The sequence below is a fragment of the Idiomarina solivarensis genome (assembly GCF_033052755.1).
Taxonomy (GTDB): domain Bacteria; phylum Pseudomonadota; class Gammaproteobacteria; order Enterobacterales; family Alteromonadaceae; genus Idiomarina.
Genome location: NZ_JAVFHZ010000001.1, coordinates 727,375 through 741,705, shown reverse-complemented (window position 1 = coordinate 741,705; position 14,331 = coordinate 727,375). Strand labels below are relative to the sequence as shown.

Here is a 14,331-nt window from a genome sequence, read left to right as displayed (position 1 = left end):
CTGGTTAATAGTGTACTGATTTTCGCGTCGAATGACTATGTCTGAACGCTTTTCTTAACACGTTTTGTTCTGATAGCTGGTAACAGGCCGAGCAAGGCCAGAGCAATTGCTCCCCAGTTGCCGAGCGTATTAAATAGGGTAGAACCTTGCACCGCATAAACTTCTGCAGAGAGTGTGGTGGCTTTAAATTGTGGAGCCAGGTCGATATAGCTGCCGTGTTCGTCAACAATGGCAGTGACACCGTTATTGGTTGCCCGAAGTAAAGGTTTACCTAATTCCATCGCCCGCATACGAGCTATTTGCATATGCTGCCAGGGGCCATGAGAGTCTCCGAACCAAGTGTCATTACTGATAGTTACCAGAAAATCGGTATCCGCGTATGTATTGCTACGAACCTGTCCTGCAAACGCAATTTCATAGCAGATTGCCATAGCAAGGTTTCTGCCATTAGCCTGCAAGTTCGGTTGTTGATAACCGCCTCGACTAAAGGAAGACATTGGTAGGTTAAATAAGGGCGCTAAAGGACGCAGTAGGTCCTCAAAAGGAACAAACTCGCCAATAGGGAGCAATTGATGTTTCTGGTAGCGGTTAGCATTTCCATAGCTGTAGCTTTCATCGTCCAGCACAATGACGGAATTGTAAAAGTCGTCGTTAAGTCGATCGTAATCAATAATACCGGTGATTAATGCTGAGCCGTTGATACTGGCGGATTGTTCAACTGTATTAAGAACATCACTTGCGTATGGCTCTAATGCTGTGATGGCAGATTCAGGCCAAATGACCAGATCGTGATTAAACTTAGGACGAGTTAAATCCAGATAGCGTAATATATTGGGCCATTGTTGCTCAGCCTGCCATTTAAGTGACTGCTGAATGTTGCCCTGCACCAATAATACGGATGTTGGCTCGGCTTCTCTGTCGGTCGGTTGTATCCGCGGGGAAACGACCGCACAGGTAAGTAAAATAAGCGGAATCATTAACGGTGATATCCTTTTCAGCTTTATTGCTAAAACAATAGCCAAAGCTGAAAACCAGAGGGCAACGGTAATACCCGTTTGACCTATAAGAGGCGCTAACCCTCTAAAAATACCGTCCGTTTGAGTGTATCCCAGGCTTAACCAGGGGAAACCTGTTAGCAGCTGCCCACGTAATAATTCAGCGATAAGCCAGAAAAATGGAAGACTAAAGCGCCACGCAAACTTACGGTGTGATAGCTTTTGCCAGCACCAGAAAGCGAAGGCCGGAAACAGGGCTAAATAGGAAAATAGCAGGGCAAGGAGTAAAAGTGTCACCGGAATCGGGACACCGCCATATTGATCTATGCTGACGTAAATCCAGCTTAAGCCTGCGCTGAACCATCCCAGACCAAAAATAAATCCGGCGCGGAACGCCCGCTTAGGAGCCAGTGGCCAAATTAGCCTAATGACTACCGGTAAAACAATAAAGGGTAACCAATGCCAATAGAAAGGCGAGTAAGCCAGCGTAAGGACAGCGCCACAAAGCAGTAAAAGCAAAGAGCGCTGTACGCTTTCTGTAAGCTTCATCATTACTGCTCAGACTCCGCAGAGGTATCGTTGTCTGAGTTTATGCTGACTTGTAGCTGTTGAATACGTCTTTTATCCGCATTAGTGACTTTAAATGTCATATTACCCAGTTCCACTTCTTCGCCCGTCTGGGGTAAATGCCCAAAACCGTGAGCAACAAGGCCACCGACGGTATCGTTCTCTTCATCACTAAAGTTGGTATTGAAGTATTGGTTAAAGTCTTCAATGGTGGTTAAGGCTTTAATTGAATATCGGCTCGGACTAAGACGGCGGATATTGGCTTTTTCATTATCTGCTTGAGCGTCTGTTTCATCTTCAATCTCGCCAACTATCTCTTCCAAAATATCTTCAATAGTAACGAGACCCGACACACCACCGTACTCGTCCACCACAATAGCCATATGATAACGGTTGGAGCGAAACTCTTTGAGTAGTACATCAACTCGCTTGCTTTCCGGAACGATAACCGCAGGGCGCATGACTTTTTCAAGGGCAAACGCCTCGTCAGTCATATTGAAGCCGTAGCTGAGCAAATCTTTCGCCAGCAAAATACCTTCAACGTGATCTTTATTGTCGGTGACAACGGGGTAGCGGCTGTGTTGAGAATCGATAACGATAGGCAAAAACTCATCGACGCTTTGATGAATGTCAATTGTGACCATCTGTGAGCGTGGGATCATGATGTCACGTACTTTAAGTTCTGCAACATCAAGTACGCCTTCAATCATCTCTCTGGTATCGTTGTCTATCAGATCGCGATCTTCAGCGTCCTGAATTAAATCGACGAGTTCTTCTCTGCTTTTCGGCTCACCGGCAAATGCTTGCAACAATCTTGCTGCCCAGGACTTTCCCGATGAGCCGTTGGCTGAGTGGGGGTTGTCGTCGCTCATTGAGTGTTAAGCTCCATGTTGTCTGTCGTTTGATACGGGTCGGGTATGCCCAGATCCGCTAAGATGTTACGTTCAATTTGTTCCATTTCTTCTGCTTCGTTCTCTTCAATATGATCGTAACCTAATAAATGGAGAGTACCGTGTATCACCATATGCGTCCAGTGGGCGATGGCTGACTTTTGCTGTTCTTTCGCCTCGCGCTCGACTACGTTTTGACAGATGACTAAATCACCTAGAAGAATGATGGGCAATTCCACTGGACTGTTAAAAGGGAAGGATAAAACGTTGGTTGCGTAATCTTTGCTTCTAAACTCAAGATTCAGTTCTTGAGCTTCATCTATTGCAACAACGCGTACCGTCAATTCGACGGCTTTGTCATTTTGCTCAAGGTAATCTAAGGTCGCAGCTACCCAGGAATAGACAGCATTTTCATCTGGTGCGTTGGGAATACCGTCAGCCAGTTGATAATCGAGAGTTAGATCAGCCATTAGCTTTTATCAAATTCTTCGTAGGCTTGAACAATGCGCTGGACCACCGGATGACGAACCACATCCCCGGCTTGAAAAAAGGTAAAGCTGATATCAGGGACTTTATTCAGCACTTCAATGGCATGTCTTAACCCTGACCGTTGGCCACGGGGTAAATCAACCTGAGTAATGTCTCCCGTAATAACGGCTCTGGAGTTGAAACCTATACGAGTCAGGAACATCTTCATTTGTTCGCAAGTGGTATTTTGGCTTTCATCCAGAATAATGAAGGCGTCGTTGAGTGTCCGGCCGCGCATATAAGCGAGTGGCGCTACCTCAATAACGTTTCGCTCAATGAGCTTTTCAACCTTCTCAAAGCCGAGCATTTCAAATAGGGCGTCATAAAGAGGGCGCAGATAAGGATCGACTTTCTGAGCCAGGTCACCCGGCAGGAAACCTAATTTCTCGCCAGCTTCAACTGCGGGGCGAGTTAAAAGAATACGGCGTACTTCCTGGCGTTCCAGCGCGTCGACGGCGCATGCAACTGCCAGATAGGTTTTACCGGTACCGGCGGGCCCTATTCCGAAATTAACGTCATGTGCGAGGATGGCCCGAACGTAGCCCGCCTGATTATGATTCCGGGGTTTGATTAAGCCGCGTTTGGTCTTGATGTGAGTCATTTTTTCGGCTGCTGGATCGCCTTGCTCATCGCCTTGTTCAAGGACTTTTGCTTGTTGAATAGCAAGGTGAACCTGTTCTGGGTCAACCTGACCTTCTTGTCCTTTTACTGTGGCTGTCTCAACGTAGAGATCAAGTAGCAGCTTATGAACAGCAGAAACGCTGGCAGCGTTACCTATCAATCGAAACTGGTGACCGCGATGCGTTATCTCTACACCTAGCCGGCGTTCCACATGCTTTAGATTTTCATCTAACGGGCCGCAAAGATTGGAAAGCCGACTTGAATCTGCCGGCTCCAACTCAAAATCAAGTGTCTGTGTTTGTGGGCTCAATCGTTTCCTCTTTACTTAACTGGCTTGTCGTGGCATTCGGGCAACACCTAACTCATCTGGCTCGCTCGACTTGCCGCGTTGTAAAATCGTTTCTGGCGCCGTATCAATACGCAGTCCCATATCGGCTTCTTCACGAATTAACTCACCACGTAAAGAGTTGGGGAGAACTTCTGTGATACGGACATCAACGAACTGACCTATCATATGGGGCTGACCAACGAAATTTACAACCCGGTTGTTTTCAGTACGTCCGGTTAGTTCCATCGGGTTCTTTTTCGACGGTCCGGTAACCAGAATGCGTTGTTCTGTTTCCAGCATGCGGCGAGCGTGCGCCATAGACTGTTGGTTCAGACGCTGTTGCAAAAGCTGTAAACGTCTTTTCTTGGTGTCTTCACTGATATCATCAGGTAAATCGGCCGCCGGAGTACCGGGGCGGGCACTATAAATAAAGCTGAAGCTCATATCGAAGTCAATAGCCTGAATAAGATCCATTGTGGCTTCAAAGTCGGCATCGCTCTCGCCGGGGAAACCAATAATAAAGTCTGAAGACATCGCAATATCAGGGCGAGCTTTTTTCAACGCACGAATTTTAGACTTGTATTCCAACGCCGTGTGGCCACGCTTCATCATGGTTAATATCCGGTCTGAACCGCTTTGTACCGGCAAGTGCAAATGACTGACCAGTTCCGGAATAGTTTTATAGGCTTCGGTGATATCGTCTGTAAACTCAACCGGATGCGACGTGGTATAACGGATACGGTCAATACCGTCGATTGCAGCGACCATGTGTAGCAGTTCCGCAAAGCGACAAACTGCACCATCGTAATGCTCACCGCGGTAAGCGTTAACGTTTTGTCCTAACAGGTTAACTTCGCGAACGCCTTGCTCCGCAAGCTGTGCAATTTCATAAATGACATCGTCAACCGGGCGACTGACTTCTTCGCCGCGCGTGTAAGGCACAACGCAAAAGGAACAGTATTTACTGCAACCTTCCATAATGGAAACAAAGGCACTGGCGCCATCGGCTTTAGGTTCTGCCAGACGGTCAAATTTCTCGATTTCAGGGAAAGAGACGTCAACCATGGGCGCATGAGTTTCACTGACCTGGTTTACCATCTCTGGCAAGCGATGCAGCGTCTGAGGGCCAAAGATAATATCGACAAACGGCGCACGGGCGCGAATTTCATTACCTTCCTGGGAAGCAACGCAACCGCCAACGCCAATTAATAAATTGGGATTGTTCTTTTTTAGGTTTTTCCAGCGCCCTAACTGATGAAATACCTTCTCCTGTGCTTTTTCACGGATGGAACAGGTGTTCAACAGAATTAAGTCTGCGTCTTCGGCTTCTTCGGCAACATCGTAGCCGTGGGTTGAATGGAGCAGTTCCGCCATTTTGGTGGAATCGTACTCATTCATTTGGCAACCCCAGGTTTTGATATATAACTTCTTACTCATGACCACTCGATGGTTGATTGATTTCGTATAAGACGCTTATTTTATCGCGTATTGGGGTAGATTGCCAAGTTTGCAGTGATTAACTTTTACGCCGTGTGCGTATGGCAAAATACCCTGCAACAACAATGATTAACGCACCCCACAACATATGCCAGGCAAGTTCTTCGCCAAACAACCAGTAACCCAGTAGTGCGGCAAATAGAACGGAGCTGTAGGTGAACACACCTACTTTCGCTGGGGGAGCAATGGAAAAAGCCTTGGTCATGGCCAACTGGCCATAAACCGCAAGCAGCCCCAGGACAATAATGCCGAACCAATGCTGAGTAGGAATTGGCTGCCACAACCACAGTAAAGGAATACCCGACGCAATAGTTGCCAGAGTTGAGAAATAAAACACAATTTTGCTGGTTGATTCTGTATCTGACATGCGCCGTATAACCGTTTTTGTAAATGCGGCGAGGGCGGCGGCTAAAAAGGCTAAACCAATAACCGGGGAAAGTTCACTGTTCACAGGATCAAGAAATATGAAGACGCCAATGAAACCCAGTGCGATAGCCAGCCAGGTTTGTCTTGCCACATAGTCGCGTAACCATAACCAACCAATTACGGGAATAAGAAACGGCGAGAGCAGTAACACCAGGGTGGCCTGTGCGAGTGGAATTGTGGCAATAGCATAGAAAAATAAGTACATCGCCGCGATTCCGGCGGTGGCGCGCACAAGGTGTAACTTCAGGCGTTGCGTTTTTAAATTGCCAATACCTTTACGCCACAACCAGGGAAACAGGACCAGGAAAGCGGTTAAGTTTCGAAAGAAAACCAGTTGCTCAAACGGCTGATCCTGGCTGATGTATTTAACCAGAGCACTGACACCGGCAAAACTCGCCTCAGCGCTTAAAATAAGCAATGAAGCAATAATAACGGCTTTTTGTGAACTTTCCCTAGTTTGCATAAAAAACACTCTGAACAGCTTATTATTGTCTATGATAACGGAAATTCTTAAGGAGATGTGTTATTTATAAGGGCTGGCACGAAACATACGGGGTTAAAGCACAGTCAATGAAAGAGCTATCCGTAGTCATTAATGGTGGTGGAATGGTAGGGGCATCGGCAGCGTTAGCATTAGCGCAAAAAGGGTGCTTTGTTACCTTATTAGAACCCCGACCACCCAGCCCGAATAAGAATAATGACCCTGAGTGGGATTTGCGTATCTCATCTGTCAATAACAGCAATTGGCAATGGTTGTTGGCGTTAGGCATCGGTGACTGTATACGTGAGCAAAGAGTATTTGGTTATCAGCAGTTGACAGTGACGTCACTTGGTGGCCACCGTATGAGCTTTAATGCAAACGAAGTGGACTTACCTCAACTGGGTGTAATGGTAGAAAACAATGCATTGCAGCAAGCGTTATGGGCAAAATTAAGAGCGTTGAAAAATGTCCGGTTAGTCACCGATAAAACTCTGGATGAAGTTGACGTGAATTCCCGGTCTGTGGTGTTAAGTCAGGGCGAGATAGTAAACTATGACCTCTTACTGGGGTGTGATGGCGCTAACTCTATAGTGGCCAAACTGGCCGGGTTTCATTATCGTGGCTGGGATTACGATCAGCGCTGTTTGTTGGCGAATGTCAGTCTAGAGAAACCAATAGAGCCGGAAACCTGGGAAGTGTTTCGTCCGCAAGGCCCTTATGCGTTATTGCCTCTGACTGAACAGCAGGCCTGTCTCATTGATTACGGTATACGAGACAATATCAACTCTCTCGAAAAAGATAAAAAAGCGCTTGAAGCACACTTGGAGGAGACCTTTTCTCCTCATATCGGTGACTTTCGCGTACTGAAAAGTGCCAGTTTTGTACTGCAAAGAAAACATGCAAAAAACTACGTGAAAGCGGGCTCTGTAGCCTTACTTGGCGACGCAGCGCACAGTATTCATCCAATGGCGGGGCAGGGTGTTAACCTGGGCTTTTCTGATGTTCGTTGCTTAATTGAAGCATTACTTCAAAAGTCACAAGATTCAGCCCTGGTTGAGTATGAAAGTACTCGTCGGGGTGAAAATGCAAAAATGATGAGAGTGATGGATGCGATACAGCTTGGCTGGCGCAGCAGTAATCCAATTCTGCAGATTGCAACAGCGGCTTCGTTGAAAGTGGCTGCTGTTCCTTGGGTTAAGCGTTGGGTCTTACAACAGGCCGTAGGCGAATAACAGGCACAAAAAAACCACCTGATGGTGGCCTTTCTGTTTTTCCACTCTTACTTGAGCAGAAGAACACTCGAGTAATGTGGTGCGGAGGGGGGGACTTGAACCCCCACGTCCTTGCGGACACTAGCACCTGAAGCTAGCGCGTCTACCAATTCCGCCACCACCGCAACAGTAGTTAGTATGGCTGGGGCACCAGGGATCGAACCTGGGAATCGCGGGATCAAAACCCGCTGCCTTACCGCTTGGCTATGCCCCATCCTACTAGGACTGCAATCACTTTTGGAAACAACTAATGGCTGGGGCACCAGGGATCGAACCTGGGAATCGCGGGATCAAAACCCGCTGCCTTACCGCTTGGCTATGCCCCAATCTTAGCTGCTCTGAGAGTTGGTGCGGACGGAGAGACTTGAACTCTCACGCCGTGAGGCACTGGAACCTAAATCCAGCGTGTCTACCAATTCCACCACGTCCGCATCATAATCAGTTAAAGGTTGGTGGCTACGGCGAGATTCGAACTTGCGACCCCAGCATTATGAGTGCTGTGCTCTAACCAGCTGAGCTACGTAGCCATACCTTTTTACTTATCGCTCTCTGTGAGTGCGGCGCGTATTATGCAAATCGCTCCGCAGCCCGTCAACCTATTTTTGAGAAAAAACGAGATTAACGAGCGCGTTTGAGCAAAAAAACAGTGATTTGTCTAAAAAGACATCAAATCACCAGGGAAGGCTTTCTCCATTGCTATGATAAAACTGTCCGGTCGTATTCAAATTAAGCTCATCAATACGTTGCATTAAACGTTCGGCTGCCGTTTCTGGTGGAATATCACCCGCGTGATCCACCATATCGGTTTGAACGAAGCCGGGATGCAGTAAAACAACGGCAATACCCTGGTCTTTTAAGTCCAGCGCGAGAGATTTTCCGGCTGCATTTAAAGCCGCTTTTGACATACGGTAGCCATAGCGACTGCCGGAGCCGTTATCCGCAATTGAACCCATTCGGCTAGTTATCAACGCGACCTTGCTACCGTCTTTTAAGTTTGGAAGTAGAGCTTCGGTTACTCTCAACGGGGCTAAAGCATTCACCTCGAATTGAGCACGGATATTGCCGGCATCAATTTCGCCCAGTACGTCTTTGTGCAAAAGGCCGGCGTTGTTAACCAATATATCAATTCTCTTATCGCCGAGATTTTCAGTAAGACGAAGAAGATCGGAAGCTTTCGTTACATCAATGCCTTCAATAATATCGGCATCTAACTCAGTGAGTTGCTTTGAGTTGTTACGACAAACCGCAGTGACTTTATAGCCCTTGTCAGCATATTGGCGGGCAAATTCGTAGCCAATGCCGCGGTTTGCTCCGGTAATTAAAACCTGTTGTTGACTCATTTTTCACTCCAAATGTTCCTGACGTTATTCGCTCACGCCACCTTCAGTTAGCTTTTTAGGATCCAGCAGTTGTTCCAGACGTTCGCGGCCTAAATCCGTCATTTCATCAGCGACGTCAATAATGGCCCGTCCGTCTTTATAAGCGACTTTGGCAATTTCAGCGGCTTTGTTATAGCCGATGACCGGATTAAGCGCGGTTACTAAAATAGGGTTTTTAGCTAACGCCTGCTGCAGTCGATCTTCGTTTACTTCAAAGTCAGCTATCGCCTTACTTGCCAGAGTACTGCAACTGTTACTGAGTAAGTCGATTGACTGCAGTAGGTTGTAACCAATAACGGGTAACATAACGTTTAATTGAAAATTACCCTGCTGAGCGGCGGTAGTGATTGTGGTGTGGTTGCCGTTAACTTGCGCGGCGACCATAGCTACGGCTTCAGGTATCACGGGGTTTACTTTACCCGGCATAATGCTGCTTCCGGGTTGTAACGCGGTTAGCTTAATTTCGCCAAGACCGGCCAGTGGACCACTGTTCATCCAGCGTAAATCGTTACTAATTTTAAGCAGGGTTGTCGCCAACGTATTGAGTTGTGAAGAGAGTTGCAGGTTCACCTCTTGTCCGGCAATACCAGTAAACGGATTCGCTGAGTGCTTAAATTCGGTTCCGCTTAATTGGCTTAAGGCGTCAGCGAACTCAGCTGCAAACTCTTTTGGCGCATTGATCCCAGTGCCTATTGCCGTTCCGCCCTGAGGAAGCACTCGGCTTCGCTGCAGTAATTGTGGCAGCTGCTCAGAAGTCACCTCCAACTGCCCAGCCCAGGCTTCCAGCTCTTGCGCCATAGTCATTGGCATAGCATCCATTAAATGGGTTCTGCCAGTTTTTACAACGTTCCGTAGCTCAATGGCCTTTTTACGTATCGTATCAATTAACTCTTTTAAGGCTGGCTGCAGTTGTCGTTCAACAGCCAATACACTGGAAATTTGAATGGCTGTAGGAATAACGTCGTTACTTGACTGGCTTTGGTTCACATGGTCGTTGGGATGAATCTCAACGCCTTTCTTTTTGGCCAGATTGGCGATAACTTCGTTCACGTTCATGTTGGAGCTGGTGCCGGAACCCGTTTGAAAAACATCGATGGGGAAGTGTTCTAAATGATCTCCGTCGATGATTTCTTGAGCGGCCTGAGTTATCGCCTTGGCTTGCTCTGCTTTTAATTGACCAATTTTAGCGTTAGCACTTGCTGCACTGGCTTTTACCATGGCTATTGCTTGTATCAATTTGGCCGGCAGGGTTAAGCCGCTTATTGAAAAGTTATCAACGGCCCTTTGGGTTTGGGCTGCGTACAGTGCGTCTTGGGGGACTTTGACTTCGCCCATGCTGTCTTGCTCTGTGCGATAATCCTGACTCATTGATATCCCTCCTGTCATCACGCTGATGAGTGAATGCGTGTCTGTCTAAATTACCAATAATGAACCATTGTGGATCATTAATACGTACTATGAATCATAGCGCAGTTTTGATTTTTCGGTTACGGTTGAGTGAGTTGTGCGAGCATCGTGACAAAACTTTTAAGGGGTAATGTGTGAAGCTTTGGTCTATTGCGGTTTTACTACTGGTGTTAGGCATTCAAAATGCAACGGCTGAAACGGTCACCGTTAAAATTTTAGCAGCCAATGGCGAGCCACTCGCCAATGCGGCGGTTTTAATCGACAGCCCGAAAACATCACTTAAAGGTGAGAAGGAGGCTATTGTCGATCAGGTTGATAAGCAATTTACTCCAACAGTGAGTGCTATTGAGCCGGGAACCGATGTTGTTTTCCCTAACAGCGATAATATTCGTCACCACGTTTACTCGTTCTCCGACGCCAAAAGTTTTGAATTAAAACTGTACTCGGATAAAGAAAGGCCAAGCGTAAACTTTGATAAAGAAGGCATTGTGACCATGGGCTGTAATATTCATGATCAAATGATTGCTTATGTGGTGGTGAGTGATAAATACGACGTTACGGTGACCAATGAACAAGGGGTGGCTGAACTTACTATTCCTGAAGGCGAAACGCTAAAGGACGTGACAGTCTGGCACTATTGGATGGGCGACAAGCTATCACAAGCGCAAAAGATCACGTTAGCCAGAACCTCCGGAAGGTTAACCGGACAAGTGCAAGTTTCACCTCCCCAAAAAGAAAAGAAAGAGCTTTCGCGACTGGAGCAACGATTTAACCGCAAAGGCAATCAATGATAACAAAGTTTAGAACCCGCCTAATCGCTATTCTGGCGGGACTCGTTTCCGGTGCTCTGCTGGTTGCTCTGGCCGCTGTATGGGTTGCAACTGAGAACCAACTTGATCGTTCGATTGAGCGTGAGCTTAGCGTGAGTGAACGAGTCTTTAGAGAGTTACTGGATAGTCGCAGTGCTCAATTGCTACAAGCCGCCAAAGTCTTGACCGATGACTTTGGGTTTAAACGAGCGGTTTCTTCACAAGACAGAGACACCATTATTTCGGCACTGGTTAACCACGGTGAGCGTATAGAAGCCGAGCTTATGGCTTTGCAAACGCCCGATGGTACTGAAATAGCGTCTACACACGCTTTTGAGCAGTTGCAAGTCAATCCTCGCACTGCGGGCCTAAACCGTGAGCTAGCGGTTATAGAAGGCAAGCTGTTTCAGTTGGTTACTGTGCCGGTTAATGCGCCCAATTTAATTGCCTGGGCAACTCTCGGTTTTCAAATAGACTCGGATTTAGCTCAAGAATTGAAAAGTCTGGCTAATGCCGATATTAGTCTTTGGTTAGAGAGTTCGAGAGAGGTGGTCGCCTCAAGTCTGACACAGCAACAAATAGTGTCTTTAGCCGAGGTATTGAAAAAGGATCCTGAAGCCCTGAGTGACTGGTTATTAAGATATGAATTCGCGGGTAATGAAGTTTTACTCGATGCAGGTTCTGGCGAATCTGTTCATGTGGTGATGACCACATCGTTAGACGCGGCAACGGCGGAGTTTACCCGTTTACGCTGGCAAATTATCTTGATTGCTGTAGCGGCTTTAGCTGTTGCCATGTTGCTGGCTACAATTATTGCGCGTGGCGTTTCCCGACCCCTGCAGCAGTTATCCGGAGCGGCCAAAAAGTTGCAGCAAGGCGATTACAGCGAGTCTGACTTATCATTAAACGATGATGAATTCGGTGAGTTGGCTGATACTTTTGGCAGCATGCGCAAAGCTATTTCGGAACGCGAACAACGAATTTCGTATCAAGCGTCCCATGACCATTTGACTGATTTACCTAATCGCCGCTTTTTCCGCAGTCAACTGGAACGACTTTTAGACAGCCAAGGGTACAGTGGGTCTTTGCTATTGTTGAATATTCATCAATTTCGCGTGTTGAACGACAGTGTGGGGCAAGAAGTCGGTGATGATATCTTGCGTCAGCTATCCTTGCGCCTACAGCAATGCTGTGACAACCCTGCCTTATTGGCTCGCGTTGGTGGTGATGAGTTTGCCATACTTTATTCTAATGACGTGCGTAATCTCGATCCTGCAGACCGCGTTAAACAGCTAAAAGCCTCTCTCGATGCTCCGTTTAAAGTAGGCGACAGTGATTACAAATTAGCCTTTAACCTGGGTATTGTTCATTTTCCTGAACATGGCAGTGAGGTGGATTTGCTTATTCGTCGTGCACAGGTGAGTGTTCAGCAGGCGAAACTGCAACAGAGTTTTTCTATTGAATACCAAACCGGCCTGGATGAGCAACACATGCGCCGGTTACAGATCATTGAATCATTGAAGCAGGCTGTAGAAGATGAAGAATTGCGTTTGGTACTGCAACCGAAAATAAATTGCCAAACTGGCGGTGTTGTCGGGGCTGAGGTTCTGTTGCGTTGGCAAAGTGAAAAACTTGGCTTTGTTGGGCCCGATGAGTTTATTCCGTTAGCGGAGCAGTCCGGAGCCATTACCGAGCTGACGGAATGGGTGTGCAGGAAGTCGACAGAGTTGCTTCATCAGTGGCATCAGCAGGGACTCGCGCTGAAATTGAGTATTAACCTGTCTGCGGTCGATTTATTAAGCGACGCTTTACCTCTGCTTTTTGAAAACCTAATAAACGATTTCCCCGAGTTGCCTAAGCTTTTAGTTTTGGAAGTGACTGAAAGTGCGGTGATGGAAGATCCTGAAAATGCGATAGCACGTTTAGAGACGTTAAATCGCATAGGGTTCTCAATATCGATTGATGACTATGGTACGGGCCACTCGTCGCTGGCCCAGCTGCGACGTTTGCCGGTGGAAGAATTAAAAGTCGACAGAGCCTTTGTACAATATTTGAGTGAGCACGAAATGGACAAATCTATTGTTCGCTCGACCATTCAGTTAGCTCATGAGCTGGGATTACATGTTGTTGCTGAAGGCGTTGAGGATGAAGCAAGCTGGAAGGTGCTACAGGCTCTTAAGTGTGACGAGCTGCAAGGCTACTTTTTTAGTAAACCGTTACCAATTCCTGAGTTTCTTGACTATCTGAACGACCACAAAAAAATGGATGGGGATGAATAATGAAGAACCGGTTATACGCGAATAGTGTGCTGCTGGCGAGTGCTCTGTTTATTACTCCACAAGTTTTTGCTGACGATGGCTCGCGCTTATTAGCAACCGGCGGTGCCAGTACACTTGAAGGTTCCGCAGGCGGCGGAATCGTGCCCTGGGCAACTTTAAGCAGTTACGCAGGGGAGGGGCAATTCGGCGCTACGGTCAATTTAAGTGAAGTGGCCGTAGACGACTTTAGGCTAAGCGTACAAGGGGCGAGTGTCAGCTGGGATAATCGCGTTGAGGTGTCGTATGCCGAGCAAACGTTTGATTTGTCTACTATTGGCGGGGAACTTAGCCAAACCATTATTGGTACAAAAGTGCGCCTGGCCGGTAATCTTATTTATGGTGACCTACCTCAGGTGAGTGTTGGTGCCCAATATAAAAAGAATAACGACTATGCGCTGCCTGCAGCTGTTGGCTCTCAGGATGACAGCAGTGTGGACTGGTATGTCAGTGCTGCCAAAGCTTGGTTGGACGGACCGTTTCATCGTACCTGGGTAGCGAACTTAACCGTGCGTTCAAGCAAAGCTAATCAGATTGGCTTGTTGGGTTTTGGCGGAGATAAAGAAGATAGCCGAGAATGGTTAGCTGAGGCCTCGGTCGCTACTTTTCTGAACCGTTACTGGGCCGTGGGTGTTGAATACCGGCAGAAACCAGACAATTTAAACTTTGCTGAAGAGCAAGACTGGAAAGATATTTTTGTTGCCTACTTCCCAAACAAACAGGTATCAATTGTGGGTGCTTACACCGATTTAGGCTCAATAGCGGGGCTAGATGATCAAACTGGTTGGTATTTATCGGTTCAGGCGGCCTTTTAAGG

Annotated in this window: 12 protein-coding genes and 5 tRNA genes; 4 read left to right on the top strand and 13 right to left on the bottom strand. The window is 47.2% G+C overall.

Annotation, left to right across the window (positions count from 1 at the left end; translation table 11 throughout):
• Positions 1-35: 35 nt before the first annotated feature.
• The 6 genes from lnt to RBK99_RS03665 all read right to left on the bottom strand — a co-directional run bounded on the left by lnt (position 36) and on the right by RBK99_RS03665 (position 6,315).
• Positions 36-1,547: an apolipoprotein N-acyltransferase gene (gene lnt, locus RBK99_RS03690; RefSeq protein WP_317503282.1), complete on the bottom strand. Its 1,512-nt coding sequence runs from the start codon at positions 1,545-1,547 to the stop codon at positions 36-38.
• Entirely contained in the window at positions 1,547-2,434 is an 888-nt protein-coding gene (gene corC / locus RBK99_RS03685) for a CNNM family magnesium/cobalt transport protein CorC (RefSeq protein ID WP_317503281.1), read from the bottom strand. The genes lnt and corC overlap by 1 nt, the downstream gene beginning before the upstream one ends.
• Complete coding sequence (gene ybeY / locus RBK99_RS03680) at positions 2,431-2,922, bottom strand: rRNA maturation RNase YbeY (protein ID WP_317503280.1); 492 nt, start codon at positions 2,920-2,922, stop codon at positions 2,431-2,433. Before ybeY ends, corC begins: the two co-directional genes overlap by 4 nt.
• Positions 2,922-3,911 carry a PhoH family protein gene (locus tag RBK99_RS03675; protein WP_317503279.1) on the bottom strand — a complete coding sequence of 330 codons (990 nt, stop codon included), beginning with the start codon at positions 3,909-3,911 and terminating at the stop codon, positions 2,922-2,924. Before RBK99_RS03675 ends, ybeY begins: the two co-directional genes overlap by 1 nt.
• Positions 3,912-3,926: 15 nt before the next feature.
• Positions 3,927-5,366, bottom strand: a complete 1,440-nt coding sequence (gene miaB / locus RBK99_RS03670) for a tRNA (N6-isopentenyl adenosine(37)-C2)-methylthiotransferase MiaB (RefSeq protein WP_317503278.1) — start codon at positions 5,364-5,366, stop codon at positions 3,927-3,929.
• A gap of 79 nt (positions 5,367-5,445) precedes the next feature.
• Positions 5,446-6,315, bottom strand: coding sequence for a DMT family transporter (locus RBK99_RS03665; protein ID WP_317503277.1), 870 nt, complete (start codon positions 6,313-6,315; stop codon positions 5,446-5,448).
• A 107-nt stretch (positions 6,316-6,422) separates the two neighbouring features.
• Here RBK99_RS03665 and RBK99_RS03660 point away from each other — a divergent pair, with 107 nt between their 5' ends.
• Positions 6,423-7,565 carry an FAD-dependent monooxygenase gene (locus RBK99_RS03660; RefSeq protein ID WP_317503276.1) on the top strand — a complete coding sequence of 381 codons (1,143 nt, stop codon included), beginning with the start codon at positions 6,423-6,425 and terminating at the stop codon, positions 7,563-7,565.
• A gap of 77 nt (positions 7,566-7,642) precedes the next feature.
• Here RBK99_RS03660 and RBK99_RS03655 read toward each other — a convergent pair.
• From RBK99_RS03655 to RBK99_RS03625, 7 genes are all read right to left on the bottom strand, one after another.
• Positions 7,643-7,729: transfer RNA gene (locus RBK99_RS03655), tRNA-Leu, on the bottom strand.
• Between the two features lie 14 nt (positions 7,730-7,743).
• Positions 7,744-7,818: transfer RNA gene (locus RBK99_RS03650), tRNA-Gln, on the bottom strand.
• A gap of 37 nt (positions 7,819-7,855) precedes the next feature.
• A tRNA-Gln gene (locus RBK99_RS03645) sits at positions 7,856-7,930 on the bottom strand.
• A gap of 20 nt (positions 7,931-7,950) precedes the next feature.
• Positions 7,951-8,035: transfer RNA gene (locus RBK99_RS03640), tRNA-Leu, on the bottom strand.
• Positions 8,036-8,054: 19 nt separating this feature from the next.
• Positions 8,055-8,131 (bottom strand) — tRNA-Met (locus RBK99_RS03635).
• 144 nt (positions 8,132-8,275) lie between these two features.
• The gene (locus RBK99_RS03630; RefSeq protein WP_317503275.1) at positions 8,276-8,944 is read right to left on the bottom strand and encodes an SDR family oxidoreductase; all 669 of its coding nucleotides are present in this window, start codon (positions 8,942-8,944) and stop codon (positions 8,276-8,278) included.
• Positions 8,945-8,968: 24 nt separating this feature from the next.
• Positions 8,969-10,351, bottom strand: a complete 1,383-nt coding sequence (locus RBK99_RS03625) for a class II fumarate hydratase (protein ID WP_317503274.1) — start codon at positions 10,349-10,351, stop codon at positions 8,969-8,971.
• 173 nt (positions 10,352-10,524) lie between these two features.
• Here RBK99_RS03625 and RBK99_RS03620 point away from each other — a divergent pair, with 173 nt between their 5' ends.
• Genes RBK99_RS03620 through RBK99_RS03610 form a run of 3 tightly spaced genes read left to right on the top strand, consistent with a single transcriptional unit; the run spans position 10,525 to position 14,329 of the window.
• Positions 10,525-11,181 (top strand): methylamine utilization protein, encoded by a 657-nt coding sequence (locus RBK99_RS03620; RefSeq protein WP_317503273.1) that lies wholly within the window; start codon positions 10,525-10,527, stop codon positions 11,179-11,181.
• On the top strand, positions 11,178-13,478 hold the full coding sequence (locus tag RBK99_RS03615) for a bifunctional diguanylate cyclase/phosphodiesterase (protein ID WP_317503272.1): 2,301 nt from the start codon (positions 11,178-11,180) through the stop codon (positions 13,476-13,478). The genes RBK99_RS03620 and RBK99_RS03615 overlap by 4 nt, the downstream gene beginning before the upstream one ends.
• Positions 13,478-14,329 carry a DUF3034 family protein gene (locus RBK99_RS03610; protein ID WP_317503271.1) on the top strand — a complete coding sequence of 284 codons (852 nt, stop codon included), beginning with the start codon at positions 13,478-13,480 and terminating at the stop codon, positions 14,327-14,329. The genes RBK99_RS03615 and RBK99_RS03610 overlap by 1 nt, the downstream gene beginning before the upstream one ends.
• The last annotated feature ends 2 nt before the right edge of the window (positions 14,330-14,331 follow it).